Annotated in this window: 19 protein-coding genes; 5 read left to right on the plus strand and 14 right to left on the minus strand. The window is 61.9% G+C overall.

Features of this window, described 5'->3' with window-relative positions; translation table 11 throughout:
• The first annotated feature begins 257 nt into the window (after positions 1–257).
• Together AC1Q6E_RS18595 and AC1Q6E_RS18600 are read left to right on the plus strand one after the other, a co-directional pair.
• Positions 258–971 carry a caspase family protein gene (locus tag AC1Q6E_RS18595; protein ID WP_492573256.1) on the plus strand — a complete coding sequence of 238 codons (714 nt, stop codon included), beginning with the start codon at positions 258–260 and terminating at the stop codon, positions 969–971.
• A complete protein-coding gene (locus AC1Q6E_RS18600; RefSeq protein WP_492573257.1) occupies positions 968–1,849 on the plus strand; it encodes a hypothetical protein in 882 nt (293 codons plus the stop codon). Before AC1Q6E_RS18595 ends, AC1Q6E_RS18600 begins: the two co-directional genes overlap by 4 nt.
• 93 nt (positions 1,850–1,942) lie before the next feature.
• Here the strand turns inward: AC1Q6E_RS18600 and AC1Q6E_RS18605 are convergent, their stop codons facing one another.
• The 11 genes from AC1Q6E_RS18605 to AC1Q6E_RS18655 form a co-directional block, all read right to left on the minus strand.
• Positions 1,943–2,416, minus strand: coding sequence for a toll/interleukin-1 receptor domain-containing protein (locus tag AC1Q6E_RS18605; RefSeq protein ID WP_492573258.1), 474 nt, complete (start codon positions 2,414–2,416; stop codon positions 1,943–1,945).
• 70 nt (positions 2,417–2,486) lie between these two features.
• Positions 2,487–3,458, minus strand: a complete 972-nt coding sequence (locus AC1Q6E_RS18610; protein WP_492573259.1) for a caspase family protein — start codon at positions 3,456–3,458, stop codon at positions 2,487–2,489.
• Positions 3,455–3,868: a TIR domain-containing protein gene (locus AC1Q6E_RS18615; RefSeq protein WP_492573260.1), complete on the minus strand. Its 414-nt coding sequence runs from the start codon at positions 3,866–3,868 to the stop codon at positions 3,455–3,457. The genes AC1Q6E_RS18610 and AC1Q6E_RS18615 overlap by 4 nt, the downstream gene beginning before the upstream one ends.
• A 106-nt stretch (positions 3,869–3,974) precedes the next feature.
• A complete protein-coding gene (locus tag AC1Q6E_RS18620; RefSeq protein ID WP_492573261.1) occupies positions 3,975–4,343 on the minus strand; it encodes a DUF2188 domain-containing protein in 369 nt (122 codons plus the stop codon).
• A gap of 349 nt (positions 4,344–4,692) precedes the next feature.
• Positions 4,693–5,793 carry a DUF4238 domain-containing protein gene (locus tag AC1Q6E_RS18625; protein ID WP_492573262.1) on the minus strand — a complete coding sequence of 367 codons (1,101 nt, stop codon included), beginning with the start codon at positions 5,791–5,793 and terminating at the stop codon, positions 4,693–4,695.
• A 148-nt stretch (positions 5,794–5,941) separates the two neighbouring features.
• The gene (locus AC1Q6E_RS18630) at positions 5,942–6,583 is read right to left on the minus strand and encodes a class I SAM-dependent methyltransferase (protein WP_492573263.1); all 642 of its coding nucleotides are present in this window, start codon (positions 6,581–6,583) and stop codon (positions 5,942–5,944) included.
• A 75-nt stretch (positions 6,584–6,658) separates the two neighbouring features.
• Complete coding sequence (locus AC1Q6E_RS18635; RefSeq protein ID WP_492573264.1) at positions 6,659–7,534, minus strand: sugar phosphate isomerase/epimerase family protein; 876 nt, start codon at positions 7,532–7,534, stop codon at positions 6,659–6,661.
• A gap of 21 nt (positions 7,535–7,555) precedes the next feature.
• Positions 7,556–8,524: a Bug family tripartite tricarboxylate transporter substrate binding protein gene (locus AC1Q6E_RS18640; protein ID WP_492573265.1), complete on the minus strand. Its 969-nt coding sequence runs from the start codon at positions 8,522–8,524 to the stop codon at positions 7,556–7,558.
• Between the two features lie 58 nt (positions 8,525–8,582).
• Positions 8,583–9,602, minus strand: a complete 1,020-nt coding sequence (locus AC1Q6E_RS18645) for an amidohydrolase family protein (protein WP_296555369.1) — start codon at positions 9,600–9,602, stop codon at positions 8,583–8,585.
• A 33-nt stretch (positions 9,603–9,635) separates the two neighbouring features.
• On the minus strand, positions 9,636–10,826 hold the full coding sequence (locus AC1Q6E_RS18650) for a dihydrodipicolinate synthase family protein (protein ID WP_492573266.1): 1,191 nt from the start codon (positions 10,824–10,826) through the stop codon (positions 9,636–9,638).
• Positions 10,823–11,986, minus strand: a complete 1,164-nt coding sequence (locus tag AC1Q6E_RS18655) for a Gfo/Idh/MocA family protein (RefSeq protein WP_152797341.1) — start codon at positions 11,984–11,986, stop codon at positions 10,823–10,825. The genes AC1Q6E_RS18650 and AC1Q6E_RS18655 overlap by 4 nt, the downstream gene beginning before the upstream one ends.
• A gap of 174 nt (positions 11,987–12,160) precedes the next feature.
• Between AC1Q6E_RS18655 and AC1Q6E_RS18660 the strand changes: the two genes are divergently transcribed.
• Positions 12,161–12,973, plus strand: a complete 813-nt coding sequence (locus tag AC1Q6E_RS18660) for an aminoglycoside adenylyltransferase family protein (RefSeq protein ID WP_492573267.1) — start codon at positions 12,161–12,163, stop codon at positions 12,971–12,973.
• A 57-nt stretch (positions 12,974–13,030) separates the two neighbouring features.
• Here AC1Q6E_RS18660 and AC1Q6E_RS18665 read toward each other — a convergent pair whose 3' ends face one another.
• Positions 13,031–13,843, minus strand: a complete 813-nt coding sequence (locus AC1Q6E_RS18665; RefSeq protein WP_152797337.1) for a TauD/TfdA dioxygenase family protein — start codon at positions 13,841–13,843, stop codon at positions 13,031–13,033.
• A 134-nt stretch (positions 13,844–13,977) separates the two neighbouring features.
• On the minus strand, positions 13,978–14,892 hold the full coding sequence (locus AC1Q6E_RS18670) for a LysR family transcriptional regulator (protein WP_152797336.1): 915 nt from the start codon (positions 14,890–14,892) through the stop codon (positions 13,978–13,980).
• A 361-nt stretch (positions 14,893–15,253) separates the two neighbouring features.
• On the opposite strand from AC1Q6E_RS18670, the gene AC1Q6E_RS18675 reads away from it, so the two are divergent.
• Positions 15,254–16,240 (plus strand): Bug family tripartite tricarboxylate transporter substrate binding protein, encoded by a 987-nt coding sequence (locus AC1Q6E_RS18675; protein WP_492573268.1) that lies wholly within the window; start codon positions 15,254–15,256, stop codon positions 16,238–16,240.
• An 8-nt stretch (positions 16,241–16,248) separates the two neighbouring features.
• Here the strand turns inward: AC1Q6E_RS18675 and AC1Q6E_RS18680 are convergent, their stop codons facing one another.
• Positions 16,249–16,542 carry a hypothetical protein gene (locus AC1Q6E_RS18680; RefSeq protein ID WP_492573269.1) on the minus strand — a complete coding sequence of 98 codons (294 nt, stop codon included), beginning with the start codon at positions 16,540–16,542 and terminating at the stop codon, positions 16,249–16,251.
• A 323-nt stretch (positions 16,543–16,865) separates the two neighbouring features.
• Here AC1Q6E_RS18680 and AC1Q6E_RS18685 point away from each other — a divergent pair, with 323 nt between their 5' ends.
• A complete protein-coding gene (locus AC1Q6E_RS18685; protein WP_296555350.1) occupies positions 16,866–17,315 on the plus strand; it encodes a hypothetical protein in 450 nt (149 codons plus the stop codon).
• The last annotated feature ends 92 nt before the right edge of the window (positions 17,316–17,407 follow it).

Genomic DNA, 17,407 nt, shown 5'->3' on the forward strand with positions numbered 1-17,407 from the left:
CCCGGCGGCCCAAGCGGCGGCTGCGATCATCACCGGACTTCCGACGGGCAGCAGCTCGTATGACCGCTGTGCCCCGAGACCGGGTACTCAAGGTGGCGCGGTCGTGTTCTGGTCGCGAGTGACAGGCCGGGGCCGGGGAATCAGGGCGCTATCTCGTCCCGCGGTCAGAACCTGCCATTGGCAGCTGCTTTGTTACAGGATACATTTCTCAGAATGTGTACTAGGAAGTACGCCTGCTAACGCAAAGAGGAGTTGCAATGAAAAGAAAAGCCCTACTTATTGGTAACACTCGTGGTCTCCCGGGCGTTCAAACCGATATGCAAAAGACTCGTGCTTTTTTAGGAAGCCGCGTCGGGGGGGACTGGCTCCCTACAGAAATTGTTGAACTGAGGAACCCTAGTCACCAGGAGCTTCTTGGGCGTATCAAGCTTCTGAAGAGCGAGTCCATCGACTACGCGTTCGTCCTGTTTAGTGGCCATGGTGGCCATGCTCACCAAACGGTGCTGGAACTCAACGCCAACGGCGAGACTATCAACGAGTCGGAGCTTTGGAACATTGCTCCGCGTCAAATCACCATCTACGACTGCTGCCGAGCCCTCATTGGAGAGGAGGTAGTGAAGAGCTTCGCAAGGGACTTTGTGACTGAGTCGTATGTTCGCCGCGATGACCTTCGTGCTCGATATGACGCGCGAATCATGCAAGCCATCCCACAGCAGGTGAGGCTCTATGCTTGCTCAGTGTCGCAATCTGCTTACGACCTTGGAAAAGGTGCCATTTACCTTGGGCATCTTTTGAGCTCGGCAGCAGCCATCGCGCCTGACCAGTTGTTCAAGACAGTGGAAAGTGCACATGAGCAAGCTTGTCCGGTAACAGCTGCCACCGCTGCCCGCGAAGGCTACCGGCAAAACCCCGATGCAGTTCTGCCGAAGTGCCTAATCCAGCAGCAACTGATTCTCGCAATCCGGCCATGAGCGAGGCGGCGGCTGAGACAGAGGGGGATGCACTCGCGGGTCCAAAGGAAAGCGGGAAAGTCCGCCCCGCACACTACAACTTGAAGCAGGGATCTCATGACCCCGAACTCAACAAGACCGTTGAACACGTCATTCTCGCGACCGATGACTTTGTGGTGTATCTCGACTCCGAGATTGACGTTCAATGGCATTCGGTGGACGGATATGAGCCACCTGAACACTGTGGCGATGTTCTCAGCCGGGCAACAATCCTTGAAGCGCAATCCTCGTTCATCAAAGACAAGGTACGTCTGTGCGGCGTACGGCGGCTGGTTGCAGAAGCTATCGCTCAATGCATGCACAACCAGCCTAGGGCAGCCTCAAGCCTCCTGTTGCGCGAAGCGGAGCAAAAGCTCGAGGCGCGCAACAAGGAGGTATCTTGGCAGTGGTACTTCACAGCGGCCTACATCACCACAGGAGTCTCCATCCTGTTGGTTTTGGGTATGTGGCTATTCCGCCCGTGGTTTGTCAAATATCTTGGGAATACAGGGGTTGAAGTGATCTTGGGCGCACTTTGTGGGCCCCTGGGAGCACTCCTGTCGGCCACAAGCAGAGCCAATCGGCTCGTCATGGACGCAAACGCTGGGCGCAACATTCACCAATTTGAAGGACTATGCCGCATCGGAGTCGGGATAGTCGGCGCCTTGTTTGTTGCACTTGCCATCAAAGGGGGACTCATCATGGGCGGCATGACGTTCCAAGGCAGTCCCCTCGCCCTGATGCTGGCACTGTGCGTTGCGGCTGGAGCAAGTGAGCGGCTTGTTCCGTCCTTGATAGTCGCCTTCGAGAAGCTGGCGGTAACACAGGGAGCGCAGAAGTCCCAAGATTCACCTATGTAATCAGCATGGTACATGCTGCAGAACATGGTATTGTTGATTTGGGGGTGCGGATAAAAACTCAACGTGTCACTCGGCGTGCTAGGAACCACTCGACTACTGTCCCAAGCGGCTCCGCAAAGTTGAGTAGAAGCTCTTTGAAGCCTCCACCCGCGCCGTACTCGCGGTGGTTGCTTTTCTCCGAAACTCAAATACCGCATCTGCCGCCTTGGATACTTCAGCATACGTATCGAGCTGAGCAAAGTTGGTCATGTAGGGCCACTTTGCTAGAAACTCCGGAGGTCGTGTCCCATCGCAGTAAGTGGCAAGCGGAAAATCCTTCTCTGTCGCAACTCCGATCTCCCATGGCACCCACTGCGAGGCCTGCGTAGCAGCAGAAATGACTGCGAGCAACTGCGTACATGTGCCCATCCTCTCCCGGAGGTAACTCGCCAAATCCTCCCCTTTTTTCTCCAACGCTGGATCCACGACATCCAGATAGCAGGGAATGTTATGGACGATTGTAAGGCGATGACACACCCTCGCCGCCAGAGCTGCATCACTGTTCTTGTGGGAAACAAAGATCTTCATGAGGTACGCCGCTTGTTACGGCACGTGGATTCGTCCAACAGACGGGGAATAGGATGATTCCGCATAACTGTCAAATGCGCCCTTTTGTTATCAAATTCCAATAGTGCTCCCCGAGAACGGTTAGCCGGCACGACTTCGAGTTCATCGCCGCGAAATACATGTGATCTTCACCGACCGGCTTGACCAGATTCAGCCTATTCAACTTCTGAAGGATGGCGAATTGACGATTGTGCTCGGGGTCTGGAGCGATCCCGTGATTCGGCGCAGGCGGTTGAGGCTCGAAGCTGGGATCGAGGGCAAAGTCCGCGCTTGCGGTAGGAAACAGAGCGGTGATTTGCTTCAGGTCGCTCAATTGAATCGGAGGTGCCACCCTACGAAGCGATGTAAATGCCTTGACGTTCGTCTTGAAGATAGGACGCTGCTCCCACGCGCCTAGGGACTGATCAATGTGAGCATAGATGCTGCCAGGGGTAATGTCACCCAAAAGATTTGCCGCCCCGCCGTTCAGCGCGTCTACCAGCAACGACGTAAATACCCCTGAGCCTTTTACCTCCTGCGCATACTGATCCTTGCTCGATGCGGTCAGGATCGTCATGCCTTCGCTCAGGAACGCCTTGTCACCCAATGACTTCGGCGTCCCGGCTGCTCCAGAATGACAGCTATCTAGAATCAAAATCTTGTTCTTCGCTTTTGATTCATTGGCAAAATTCAGTACTTCTTCGAGTGGTAAGCCGTCATCCCCATCTTCGCATTCGGAGGTCACCAGATAGCCGCCAGCTTCCTCTACGTGACCGTGTCCTGCGAAATAAAGAACGGCAACATCACTATTGTCCGCGAAGAGACTTACCACATCTTCTTTGAGCTGCTTTCGAGTCACCGCCGTACCGGCATCGACAGCTGTCACTTGCTTCACGTCAAAGTTTAGCTGGCCGTCCATGTGGCGCGCGAGCACTTGGCTGACTGCATACGCATCGTTGACGCAGCCATGCAGGTGCCCAACTTTGGGGTAGTAGTTGATCCCGACAACCAAAGCTTTCTTCATCGCGCGTTTTTCCCTTCGCGCATCATTTGAGCTACGGCATCGGCAACACCATCCCACGTCCAACTGATAACGCGGTTTCGTGCCAAGCCGGTAGGCAGGGTGCTGATCGTGTTAGCTCCGTCGACATAGACGCCGAAAGTCGGAACGTTCTGAGCCTTGGCCATCGCGATCTCTTTGACCACGCCAGTCGCTGTCGCCATATGTCGACCTACCAACACGATCACAAAATGCGTCTTGTTGATCTTGGCCTTGACCAAGGCCTCCCACTGCGACTGGGCCATCGGTTCTTTTACGGACCAATCTTCATGGGAGAAGGGAGTTCTGGAATGCCATGCTTGACCGGCGAAAAGCACCTTGTGGTCCGAGTTATGGTCAACGTCAAAACTGATAAACGCACGGGGCTCAGCCATAATTTCTAGGAATCGTTTGTCTGGATGGATTCGACCTAGTATCACCTGACTGACTAGCCAACTCTTCGACGATGGTGATGCTAATGTCTGCGGATGTTCACATGAGCTAGTGCTCTTTGTCCTTCGGTGGATTCGGATCGTTTCCCGGAGCGATGGTGTCCTTGCTTCGGATGCGGCCGTCCACACCGTGCGTATTCAGTTCACCCCCTCCAGAGTTTTGGAGCATCCGGCGAGCCGCGTCCTCCGCGGCCTTCTGCGTCTGGTGAACTGAGCCCGCGCGGGAGGCGTCATCCCGCTTGTTCACCCAGCTGCCGTCCTCTCGTTTGTAAACTGACCTGCTGTTTGCCATTTCGTCTCCTTCGGAGCGGGAAGCCTTCGACGTCCGTCCGGACCGGCCGTCACATCTCAGAAATGTATCAGGACACCATAGGTAGTGCAAATCGGATGTCGAAACGCTACATATAGTGGTTGCCATACCGGTACGAAAAAGCCGAATTGATGATTAACTGTATGAATAAACAGTAAAAGCAGTACCAGAAGCCGCGTGACACGAGCGAGCGGGCTTGAACTGCTGCGCCGGGGGAGTGCGAAGATCTACGCCCACTTGGTGATCGGTCTCACGCGCGAGGGGGTTCCGTTCTGGCCAGCCCCTGTCGCCGGGATCAACGACCGTTTGGTGCCAGTCAGCGTGAGTACGCCCGCCGGCGGCGAAGGTCTGCAACCGACCCGATGCGGTCAGTGCTAGGGATGAAATCGGACAGAGAACGCTGTTAGTCAACATTTGAACTCACCGCCCGCAGGAGACAGTCTGATGGAAAGACGGGCTAGGTCCTGAGCACGGCCTCGCGCCAAAAGTCTCTATGGCTTGAGATGGTCTCTGCAAATATGGCTCGAATGTACTTTAGGCCCGTACCGTTCGTATACACAGCGCCTGGCTTCCTCCATCCAATGAAAGCCGGCCAATGAGTAGGTCGATAGTGAACAGTCTCAGAGTGAAAGATTGTCTCCACATTCGCGGCCTTCGCTTCCTCAGTGCTGACGACGCGATATCTGGTGTGGTCGCCAACCGTTACGTCGCGCACCGCAACGTGAAACCGGCGACGCTCGGACGAACGATTTGGCCGGGCAACTCGGTACTGGTCAGTTATAAGCTGCTTGTGTTGCACGTCGTGCAGGTAGACGTTAGCGAAGCAGTTGAGAAGCTGGTGCTGATTCAACGCGCGAATATCGGCTTCTCGCTTTACTTCAACCCACCCGTTTTGGTGGGGAATGCTGTAGACGTCGCCGTCGTAGGCGATGAACGCTAGTCTTGGGGTCAGTGGAAGAATTGCCAGAGCGCCGGCTGATTGCAGGCCAAACGTGCGGCCGCGAATGCGCTTGTCTTCCAAGTACCAACGATTGGCCAACACAGCAGGGTCATCTGAGGTGACGAATGGGATGTCGGTCCGGTTGCGGATGATGCAAGACTTAAGGTCGTTTGTGACTGACATCATGTCGGCGTAGGTGTGCATCGCGATCTGTACGGCTTCTTTGATGCCAAATCCAAAAGGATCCATTGCTTCAGAGAAGTCATGAAGGTCGGCAGCCATCTCGACGGATCTTCGAGATGCCGCTTCAGTTCTCATATACTGAAGTAGCCAGAATCGAAGCAGGACGATCTTATGACTTAGCTCCAGTGGCCGACTGGGCTTCCTCAGGTCACTGAGAACGGAGCCATATGCTCCCTCAACGGATTGAATCGCGGATTCGAGCTTTTCGTCCTGGCCGTAGAAGTAGTCCCCGGAGCATTGATTCTTGACCGGGGCATTCGGGATGAGCTTCTCACGATCAAGGTTGAAGACATTGATCGCTGCGTTTCCTCCGTCGATTGTGAAGGGACGAAGGTGAACCCGAGGAACGAAGTGCTGGTTCTTGTTGGTTGACAAGATTGCTCCATCTTCATAAACGCAAGCACGGGCTGTTCTCTTGCGCCATTGGCGTTGAGGGCTCTAGTAGCGGGTTCAGCGCCGCCAGATTAGCGAGCCAGCAAGCGTTCATCGATGAACGACCGTTCCTGGCCGAGAGCGGTCCTTTTCAGGTACCCGATTTCGCCCCAAGCAATCTTCCCCCATCCCGCTTCGCCAACCACACCGTCGCTCCCCCGCATGTCACATCCTCCTCGACATGCCACACCATCGTAAATCCATTGGCACACAGCAATTCTCGATACTCACTCGTATCCAAACTGCCGTGATAAAGAGGCTTACCCTCGAACTGGCCAATAGCCTCGCCCAGACGGGTACCACTGGTAAACATCAGAACCGCACCTGGCGCCGCCAGCCGGCGAAAAGTGGCGAACATAGGCCGTTGGTCTTCAGGGGAGAGATGAAAAAAACTATGCCAAGCCAGCAAACCGTGGAACGGCCCTGTGACCGGCATCTGCCGCATATCCGCCGCAATCCAGCGTTGCTCTGGAAACGACTCACGCGCACGCGCGAGCAAGGGCGGCGACGTATCCACCCCGGTTACCCTGCATCCGTTCTGAATAAGGTAGCGCGCCATCGGCGTACCGCTGCCACAGCCGATATCCAGTACATCCGGTCGGGAGCCGGGAAGCAACTCCAAGAACCGGTTCAACCACGTGCGTTCGATGAATTCATGGTTTCTACTTTTCTCGAACGCAGCGGCATGTTCCCGATACAGGGAAATGACGTTGTCGGCGGGGGATTTGGACAACACGGCACTCCGGAAACTTGAGCACGTGACGTGTTCAAGCATATCAGAGCCACCGACTCTGCCCTCCCCTCGCCCCTACACCACCGACCGATGCCGCTCGATGCAGGTCCGCAAAATCGTATCGGTATCAAGCTCCCACCACCGATACGAAAATATCTCCACTTCACTAAACCCCGAGAACCCCTGCCCCTCGACCCACCCCCGCGCCTTGGGAATCTCGATCACGCCATCCCCCATCATGCCCCGATCGTTCAACAGATCGGTAGTCGGCGTAAGCCAATCGCAAACATGAAAAGCCAATAGCCTTTTCCGCCCTGCCCGCTCAATCTGCGCCTGCAACTTCGGATCCCACCAGACGTGGTACAGATCCACAGCCACGCCGATATCCCCGCTATGCGGCGGATCCAGCAGATCGCACACATCCAGCGCCTGCTCCAGCGTATTGATACACGCCCGATCCGCCGCATACATCGGATGCAGCGGCTCGATGGCAATAGGCATCTTGCGTTCGCGCGCATACTCCAACAATTGCGCGATCCCTTCGGTGACCTGCGCCCGTGCACGTCCGATGTCGTGGTACTCGGCCTTACCCTGCAAACCCCCAGGCAACCCGCCCACCACCAGCACCAGGCACGCCGCGTTCAGTTCGCAAGCCTCGTCCACGGCCCGGCGGTTGTCATCCCGCGCCCGCATCAACCCAGCATCGTCCGACGCGGTGAACATGCCCCCACGGCAATAGCCAGACAATGCCAGCCCATGGCTGCGCACGACGCGCGACACCTGTTCCAGCCCCGCCGCCGCGACCTGGTCGCGCCACGGGGAAATGGCCCGCACGCCCAGTCGCGCGCAGGCGTCCAGGATGTCCAGCAGCGGCACTTCCTGTCCGCGCGATTTGCGCACGGTGGCGGTGTTGATGGACATCCATTGATGGTCTTGGGAGAAATCGCGCATGGGTCGGCTACCGTGGAAGAATCATTTGATCTGGATGTTCGCGGCCTTGATGACCCGCGTGTACATGGCCCGCTCTTTGTCGATGAAGGCGGCGAACGAGGCGGGGCTGCCGCCGTCGGCGATGAAGCCCTGGTTGCCCAGGCGCTCGGTCACCAGGGGGGACTTCATGGCTACGGCCAGTTCTTTGGACAGGACTTTGAGCACGGCATCCGGCAGTTTGGCCGGCCCCCACAGTCCGTACCACGTGACCATGTCGAACCCGGGTATCCCCGACTCCGCGACGGTGGGCACGTTGGGCATGGAAGGCAGACGCGCGCTGGTGGTGACGGCCAGTGCCTTGAGTTTGCCGCTGGCCACGTGCGGGTAGGTGGAGGGAATGGCGTCGATGATGGCGCTGACTTGTCCGCCCAGCAGGTCGTTCAGCGCCGGCGCGGTGCCTTTGTACGGCACGACCAGGATGTCGAGCTTGGCGTCGTGCTTGATGGCTTCTTCCGCCACGTGCATGGGCGATCCGACGGCGGAGGTGCCGAAGGTGAATTTGGCGGGGTTGGCGCGCGCCTGGTCGATGAATTCCTTGAGGTTGGCGGCCGGCACGCTGGGGTGGGCCGCCAGCAGCATGGGCACGGAGCCCAGCAACGAGATGGGCGTGAAGTCCTTGGCCGTGTCGTAGGGCACGGTGTCGGACATCAGCGCGTTGGCGATCAGGGTGGGCGACTGCACCAGCAAGGTGTAGCCGTCGACCGGCGCGCGCGCCACGGCTTCGCTGCCGATGGCGCCGCTGGCCCCGGCGCGGTTCTCGACGACGAAGGACTGGCCCGTCTGTTCCGACAATCTGCCGGCCACCACGCGGGCGACCAGGTCCACGGTGCCGCCGGGGGCGTAGGGAACGATGATGCGTACGGGCCGCGATGGATACCCTTGTGCCTGGACCGCCGCGGTAGCGGCCAGCACGCCTGCGCCCAGCACGATCTTGCCTATCCAGGATTTCATGCATGTCTCCTCGGTGCGTGCCGGCCATGTTTCCGGCATCGCCGTTGCGGGCGGCGGCTCAGCAGTCGCAGCCCATTTTCAACAGCTTCAAGGCGTTGCCGAAGTAAATGCCTTCGCGGTCGGCCTCGCTCAGGTCCAGTGCGTCGATGGCGTCGGGAATGCTGCGGATGAAGGCCGGTCCACCTTCCGGATCGAACGGGCAATCGGTGGCGAACAGGACTTTTTCGGCGCCGAAGAATTCGAGGCCGCAGGCCACGCCGGCCTTGGATCCGGCCAGCGCGGTGTCGGCATAGAACATGCGGAAGTAGTCGATGGGCCGCTTGGGCATGCGCGCAAGCAGGCCTTCGTAGTCTTCGTCCGAGGTGCGGCTGCCGAACTGGTCCAGGCCCGGCCCCACCCTGCCGTCGAAGAACGGGATCATGGCGCCCATGTGGTGGGTGATCAGTTTCATCTCCGGCAGCTTGTCGAAGAAGCCGGAGAACACCATGCGAGTCATCGCCGCGCTGGTTTCGTAGGGCCAGCCGAAGGTCCACCAGATCTCGAACTTGGATTTCTTCTCGGTCAGGTAGTCGGGGAAGTTCGCGCCGCGCGCCGGGTGCATCCAGATCGGCACCTGGTATTCGTTCACCGCTTTCTCGAAGATGGGCCAGAACTCGGGATCGTCCAGCGGCCGGCCGTTGACGTTGGTGAAGATCTGGATGCCCCGCGCGCCCAGTTCGCCGATGGCTCGGTCCATTTCCCGCAGCGCGGCCTCGACGTTGTTCATGGGCAGCGACGCGACGAAGGCCGGGAATTTGTCGGGATGCTGCGCGACGATCTCGGCCATGCCGTCGTTGGCCAGCCGGGCCAGTTCCGGCGAGTCTTCCGGCCCCGCCACGAACTCGATGGGCGGCGACGACAGCGTCAGGATCTGCTGGTATCCCGGGAACTCCTCCATCATCTTCAGGCGGGCGTCCAGGTCGTACAGGACGGGCACCGTCAACCAGCGCTTGATCGCGCCCTGGTCCTTGGCAAGCGCCTTCATGCGCTCGAAGTACGCGGGCGGGAACAGGTGGGAATAGCTATCGATTTTTCTCACGCGCTTTCCTTTGTCGAAACCTATCCAGCAGTCCTATCGTCCATCCACGCCATGCAGGGCCAGCAAGGTGTTCATCCGCCCCACCGCCAGCCCGGGCTGCTCCAGCAGCCCCGCCCCATCCGCCAGCCGGAACAGCTCAGCGAAGTGCTGTAGCGACCGCGCGCTCTGCTGCCCGCCCACCATCGCGAAGTGGTCCTGGTGGCCGTTGAGCCAGGCCATGAACACGACGCCGGTCTTGTAGAAGCGCGTGGGCGCGCTGAAGATGTGGCGCGACAGCGGCACGGTGGGCGCCAGGATCCGGTTGAAGGCGTCCACGTTGCCGGCCGCCAGTTCCGCCAACGCCGCGCTGGCGGCGGGCGCGATGGCGTCGAAGATGCCCAGCAGCGCGTCGCTCTGGCGGTGGTTGGGCAGTTCGCCCTGGCCGTCGCCGGCGATCAGTTCGGCGTAGTTGAAGTCGTCGCCGGTGTACATGCGCACACCCGCGGGCAGGCGGCGGCGCATGGCGATTTCCTTGTCCTTGTCGAGCAGCGAGATCTTGATGCCGTCGACCCTGTCGGGGTGTGCGGCGATCACGTCCAGCGCGGTCCGCATGGCGGCATCCACGTCGTCGCTGCCCCAGTAGCCTTTCAACGCCGGGTCGAACATGTCGCCCAGCCAGTGCAGGATGACGGGCTCTTGGGCCTGGCCCAGGATGCGGTCGTAGACGCGTTCGTAGTCGGCGGGGCCGCGGGCCACATGGGCCAGCGCGCGGCTGGCCATGACGATGAGCCGGCCGCCCAGGGCTTCGATGGCGGCCATCTGTTCTTCGTAGGCGCGGATCACGTCGTCGACGCCCCGGGCGTCCTCGGGCGCCAGGTGGTCGGTGCCGCAGCCCGAGGCCACGCGCGCCCCCGGCACGTCGCGGGCCGCGTCCAGCGATCGGCGGATCAACTCAAGAGAAGTCGGCCAGTCCAGCCCCATGCCGCGCTGCGCGGTGTCCATGGCCTCGGCCACGCCCAGGCCCAGCGCCCACAGGCGCTGGCGGTAGGCGATGGTGGCGTCCCAGTCCACGGCGCATTGCAGCCACGGGTCGATGGCCGCCAGCGGATCGGCCACCACGTGCGCCGCCGAATAGGCGATGCGGTCGAAGCGCGCGCCGGCGGGCGGCGCCTGGAACGGCGCGCGGTCGCGCAGCGTGTACCGCCGCAGGCCGCCGGCCGCAGGCAGGTTGATCGACAGACTCATCGCCGGGCTCCGACGTCCAGCCGGGGCACGTCCACCCAGCGCCTCTCCTTCCAACTTTGCAGCGCGGCCTCGACCAGTTGCACGCCCTTGGCGCCCTCGGGCAGCGTCCAGCGGTACGGCGCGTCCTCCACCACGTGGCGGATGAAGTGTTCCCACTGGATCTTGAAGCCGTTGTCGTAGGCCTGGGTGTCGGGCACTTCCTGCCATTGTTCGAAGAACGGCATGGTCTGTTTCACGTCCGGGTTCCAGATCGGCTTGGGCGTGTTGACGCGCGACTGCGTGCGGCAGTCGGTCAGCCCCGCCACGGCCGAGCCGTGCGTGCCGTCCACGTGGAAGGTGACCAGGTCGTCGCGGCGCACGCGGGTGGTCCACGAGCTGTTGACCTGCGCCACGACGCCGTCGGCCAGTTCGAAGGTCGCGTAGCAAGCGTCGTCGGCAGTGGCCGGGTAGGGCTTGCCGGCTTCGTCCCAGCGCGTGGGGATGTGGGTCTTGCCCAGGCAGGAGACGGCCTGCACTTCGCCGAACAGGTTGTCCAGCACGTAGCGCCAGTGGCAGACCATGTCCAGGATGATGCCGCCGCCGTCTTCGGTGCGGTAGTTCCAGGACGGCCGCTGGATGGGCTGCAGGTCGCCCTCGAACACCCAGTAGCCGAACTCGATGCGCACCGAGAGGATCTTGCCGAAGAAGCCCGCCTTGTTCAGCATGTCCAGCTTGCGCAGGCCCGGCAGGAACAGCTTGTCCTGCACGGCGCCGTGCTTGAGGCCCGAGCCTTCGGCCAGCCGGCAGATCTCAACGGCCTCGTTCAGGTTGGTGGCGATGGGCTTCTCGCAATACACGTGCTTGCCGGCGCGGATGGCCTTGGCCAGCAGCGTGGGGCGCATCTGCGTCGTACCGGCGTCGAAGAACACCGAGTCGTCCGGGTTGGCCAGGGCCTGGTCCAGGTCGGTGCCCCAGCGCGGAATGTCGTGGGCCTTGGCCAGGGCTTCCATCTTCTCGGCGTTGCGGCCGACCAGGATGGGGTCGGGCATGACCTTTTCGCCATTGGACAGCGTGACGCCGCCCTGCTTGCGGATGGCCACGATGGACCGGATCAGGTGCTGGTTCATGCCCATGCGGCCGGTCACCCCGTGCATGATCAGGCCGAGTCGTTGTGTTGCCATGCGTGTCTCCGTCGTCGAGCGTGCGGTCTGCACTTAATTCACCATTTAGTGAATAGTGACGATACGGACGGCGGCTGTCAACGGCGGAAACGACATGCCGGCAGCGGGAAAAACCCTAATCCGTGTCAGACTGGCGAGGTTCCGGCACCATCAACCCCCTCGGCCAAAAGACGCATGGAAAGCCCGCTATTCCCCATGGACATCGCCGGCCAGCTGGACCGCGCCCGGGCCGTGATCGAACGGCACCTGGCCGATACGCTGGTGGCGATCCACCTGTACGGTTCGGCGCTGGATGGCGGCTTGAAGCGGTATAGCGACATCGACCTGCTGGTCACCGTGCGCGCCCGGCTGCCCGAGCCGCTGCGGCGCGACCTGATGCGGGACCTGCTGGCGGTCTCGGTGCCGGTGGACAGCGGCGGGCCATGGCGAGCGCTGGAAGTGACCGTCGTCGCGCTGGAGGACGTGGTGCCCTGGCGCCATCCGGCCACGCGCGAACTGCAGTTCGGCGAATGGCTGCGCCAGGACCTGCTGGCCGGCGTCGTGGAACCTCCGATCCCGGACCACGATCTCGCGATCCTGTTGACCAAGGCCCGGCAGCACGGCGTCGCCCTGTCCGGCCCGCCGGCGGCGTCCCTGCTCGACGCGGTGCCGCCGCGCGACTTCCGCGCCGCACTGGCCGATACCCTGGCGCAGTGGAACACCGAAGAGGACTGGGAGGGCGACGAGCGCAACATCCTCCTCGCCCTGGCGCGCATCTGGTACAGCGCCGCCACCGGCCAGATCGCGCCCAAGGACGTCGCGGCTACGTGGACGCTGGAACGCTTGCCCGAGCCGCACCGCCCCACCCTGGCGGCCGCGCGGGCCGCCTACCTGGAAGGGGAACAGGAGGGCCCTGTCGACAGCGAACGGGTCGCCGCCTTCATCGGCTACGCCCGGGCGGAAATAGCAAGCATCCTGGCGGAATCGGCCTTGCGCAACTCAGAATAAAAAAGCGGCCCGCGATGCAGGCCGCCCAACAAACGACAACGACAACAAAAAGAAGAATCAGCCCGCCACCGGCGCTTCCCTGCCCTCGACCTGGACGCGGAAACCCGAGCGCACGTTGGGCCAGTAGTCCCAGATGGCCTTGTGATGCGAGCAGCGGTTGTCCCAGAACGCGATCGAATGCGGCTCCCAGCGGAAGCGGCAGGTCCATTCGGGCTTGTTGCAGTGATCGACCAGGAATTTCAGCACGCGCTCGCCTTCCAGCCTGGGCAGCTCGTTGATGTGCGACGTGAAATCGGTATTGACGTAGATCAGTTTCTTGCCGCTCTCCGGGTGGCGCACGATGACCGGGTGCGACGAGATCGGCGTGCCGGGACCGAAGACGCGCGTGCCGTCGTGGGTGGCGGTCAGGCCTTCCAGATAGACCTTCATCCGGGGCGACAGCGCGTCGTAGGCCGCGTACATGCTGGCGAACATGGTGTCGCCGCCGCCGTGCGGGGGCACCGTGTGGTTGTACAGCATGCTGCCCAGCGGCGGAATCGCGGCACAGGACTGGTCGCTGTGGAAGTTCTCGCCCGAGATCTGCTTGGAGGTCTCGTCGTAGTGGAACTTGCGCACCAGCGGGTTATCGGTGGTCTTGCTGATGGTGTTGACGCCGACGTGCTTGCCCAGCGATCCGAAGTATTCCGCCGCGCGGATCTGGTCTTCGAAACTTATTTTCTGGTCGCGGAAGAAAATAACCTGGTATTCGATGAACGCGGCGCGCAGTTCCTTGACCTCCTGGTCGGTCAACGGACGGGTCAGATCGATATTCCCGATTTCCGCGCCTATATGCGGGGATATGGGTTTTACCGTTATGGATTCATATTTCATGGCGTTTTCCTGATTCCGCAAAAACAAACTACCGCGACCCCGGCGACCGGGTGGGCATGGACGGAATCATCCCCCGCGGAGCGGGATCCAGCTAGCCCTGGCGTCGACTAGTTGTTATGCATTTTTTGCATTACTCAGGGGGCGGACTCACTGCCAACCAGGGTTTCCGCCGCCGTTTGCCGCAACAGGTCCACGGTCTTGGCGGTCAACAGCGTGGGCGGCCGGCGGCTGTGCGTGACCAGCCCGATCACGCCGCCCACCACGGGCTCGATCAAGGGACAGATGCACAGGTCGGTGCCCGGCATGCCCGCCCGCACCAGGTTGTACGGCACCACCGCCGCGCCGAACCCTTTATCGACCAGCGCCACGATGGCCTCGACGCCGTCGATCTCGAAGGCGATGTCCAGCACGATGCCCTGCCGCGCGGCCTCGGCCTCGACCAGCATGCGCAGCGGATGCGGCTCGGACGGGAAGATCAGCCGGTGCTCGGCCAGGTGCGAGAACGCCAGCGGGCGGCTCTCCTGGCCCGCCTCGGTCTTGCGCAGGATCAGGCATAGCGGCTCGCGCACCAGGGGCTCGATCTCGGTCAGGGTCGAGACGGCCGGGTCGTACATCAGCGCGGCGTCCAGCTTGTCGGAAATCAGGCGTTCGTACAGCGTCATGCTCAGCGCCTCGACGATGGTGAGCCGGGCCAGCGGGAAGCGCTCGCTGAAGGCGCGCACCAGCGGCACGGTCAGCACCCTGCCCAGCGACGGCGGCATGCCGATCACCACCCTGCCGGTGATTTCGGTTTCCGATCGCGACAGCACCTGGGTGGCGGCGTCGAGCTGCTGCAGCACGCTGCGGGCGAACAACAGGAACTGCTCGCCCGCATCGGTCAGGACGATGCCGCGCCCATGGCGATGGAACAGGGCCTTGCGCAAATCCACCTCGAGCTGGCGGATCTGTCGGCTCAGGAAAGGCTGGCCGAGGCCGAGCGCCGCCGCTGCCCGGCTGAAGCTGCCATGCTCGGCCACGCGGACGAAGTATTCGAGTTGTTTGAAATCCATGGTTTTCGATCTAACAGAAATGCAATATTCGCATAGCTTGTTGCTATCTTCCAGCCAAGGCGGCGATTTGGCAAGAAGGTCTTGACAGTGTTCGACACGTGCTTATAGTGTGTCATCCATTAACCATTGAACCATACACGAAACACGATATCCGGTTTAAGCACCTTATATCGAGATCGGTTTCCGTATTCGGATCATGGTTTGCGCGAATCGGAATCGGTCCGCGCGAATGAATAATCAAATTATCAACGGAAGAGACATCAATAATATTCCCGCCCTCCGGGGCCGGAATGATCGGCATTTATCCGCCCATGATCCGGCGGGTGGTTTCTTCCCTTTCTTCGTCCAGAGAGTATTCACCATGGTATTGAGAAAATACGCGCTGCGAGCCTGTGTTGCCGCGACCCTCGCATCCCTCGGACTGGCGGGCGCGGCCCACGCCCAGGGCTATCCGGCCCGCCCCGTCACCATGGTCGTGCCTTTCGCCGCCGGCGGTTCCTCCGACATCCTCGCGCGGGCCTTCGGCGCCTCGCTGGCGGCCAGCCTGGGGCAGCCGGTCATCATTGAAAACAAGCCCGGCGCCGGCGGCATCATCGCCTCCGATTACGTGGCGCGCGCCCAGCCGGACGGCTATACGCTGCTGTTCGGCACCATCGGCACCCATGCCATCAACCCGGTGCTCAAGAAAACCCTGCCCTTCGACGTCGCCAAGAGCTTCACCGCCATTGGCCGCCTGCAGGACGGCCCCCTGGTCCTGGTCGTCAACCCTTCGCTGCCAGTCAAGAACCTGCGCGGCCTGATCGACTACGCCCGCGCCCATCCGGACAAGCTCTCGTATGCCTCGGCGGGCATCGGCGCCATCTCCCACCTGGGCGGCGAGCTGTTCAAGTCGGAAGCCAAGGTGGAGATCACCCACGTTCCCTACAAGGGCGGCGGCGCCGCCATGCCTGACCTGTTGGGCGGACAGGTCCAGCTCATGCTGGAAACCATCCCCAACACCTTGTCGTCGGTCCGCGCGGGCAAGCTGCGCGCGCTGGCCATCAGCAGCGACAAGCGCTCGGCCTCGCTGCCCGACGTGCCTACCTTCAAGGAAAGCGGGCTGAAGGGCCTGGACGTCACGACCTGGACCGGGCTGTTCGGCCCCGCGGGCATGCCGGCCGACATCGCATCCCGCCTGAATGCCGAGATCGCCAAGGCCGCCGCCGATCCCGACTACGTCGCGCGCATCGAGCAGACCGGCAGCGAAGTCGCCAAGCCCATGTCCCGGGAACAGTTCGCCGCCTTCGTCAACAGCGAGGTCGCGCGCTGGCGCACCGTGGCCCAGGCCGCGGGCGTCCAGCCCGAATAGGCCGGCCGCTACCCCGGCGCGTCGCCCCCCGGTCCGCGGGCCGGCGGCGACGCGCCGGCGGCGGCGGACTGCACGGGCACCGCCTCGGGCGCCAGGGACTTCATGCATGCCGCGTAGTCGGCGGCGACCTCGGCCAGCGAAGTCCGGCTGCCGTAGATTCCCGAGACCAGCCCGACGAACCAGGCCCGGGTCTCCACGTCGTCGATGTGCGAATTGGAAAGCACGGAATCGATCGTGCGCTGCGCACTCCACCCCATATCCCGCAGCCGGACGACGACTTCCTTCACGTCACGACTGGTCACGCATTCCTCCTGCCCCGAAGTCGTTGCGCCCGCCCGGTCGGAACCGTTCATGGCGCACCCCATCGTCACAGCGGTCGCGAGTCCCGCGAGCACCGATCTCATGGATTCCGCAATCCTTGTAAATTTTTCGTTGTCTGGCTTCCGGCAAGCATATCGAAGGGCAGCCGCGAACTCCACAACGCCGCGCGCCGCTTTGCGTTGCGCGCGACACCGCCGCGCCGGGGCGGCCAGGCTGTTAAACCCGGAAAGAACCGCAACGGAGCTGTAACCCCTGGCGGCCGGGCATCCGGCTAAGCTGGCGCCAAATCGGAACGGACTCCGCCATGCGCATTCCCCCCACGACGCGCGAGACCCGGCATACGGCGCAAGCCCACCTCAGGGCGGCCGTGCATCCGCTGCGCCCGGACATCCCGGCCCGGGCCATCACCATCGAAACCGACGAACGAGGGCTCTGGAGCGCCCAGATCTTCGGCGTCGAGCAGGCCCTGCAAAGCCCCGGGGAATCCCTGTACCTGGAAGTGATGGACCGGCTGTCGCACTGGCACCCCATCTACGAACACGAAGAAATCTCGGCGCTGCTGACCACGCTCAAGATCATCGCGCCCAAGGCGGGACTGGCCATCCCGCCCGGCGCCCTGAAGCTGATCGAGCTGCCCGCGGGCGTTCTCGTGCTCACGCTGAACGATCTTCCCGTCGTGGCCTCCGAAGACCCCCTGCACCTGCTGTCCCAGGCCGTGGTCAGCCTGCGCGCGGCCCAGGCCGCGGCGCGCTGACCGCCTCGGGCATCCCCCAGCATGCCGGGAAAGCGCCGGCTGGTATCATGATGTCCCCCGCCCGTCCAGGGCGGGCCAGCAACAGGTGAAGC

The organism is Pigmentiphaga sp. MLSB6-MA01 (genome assembly GCF_058793475.1).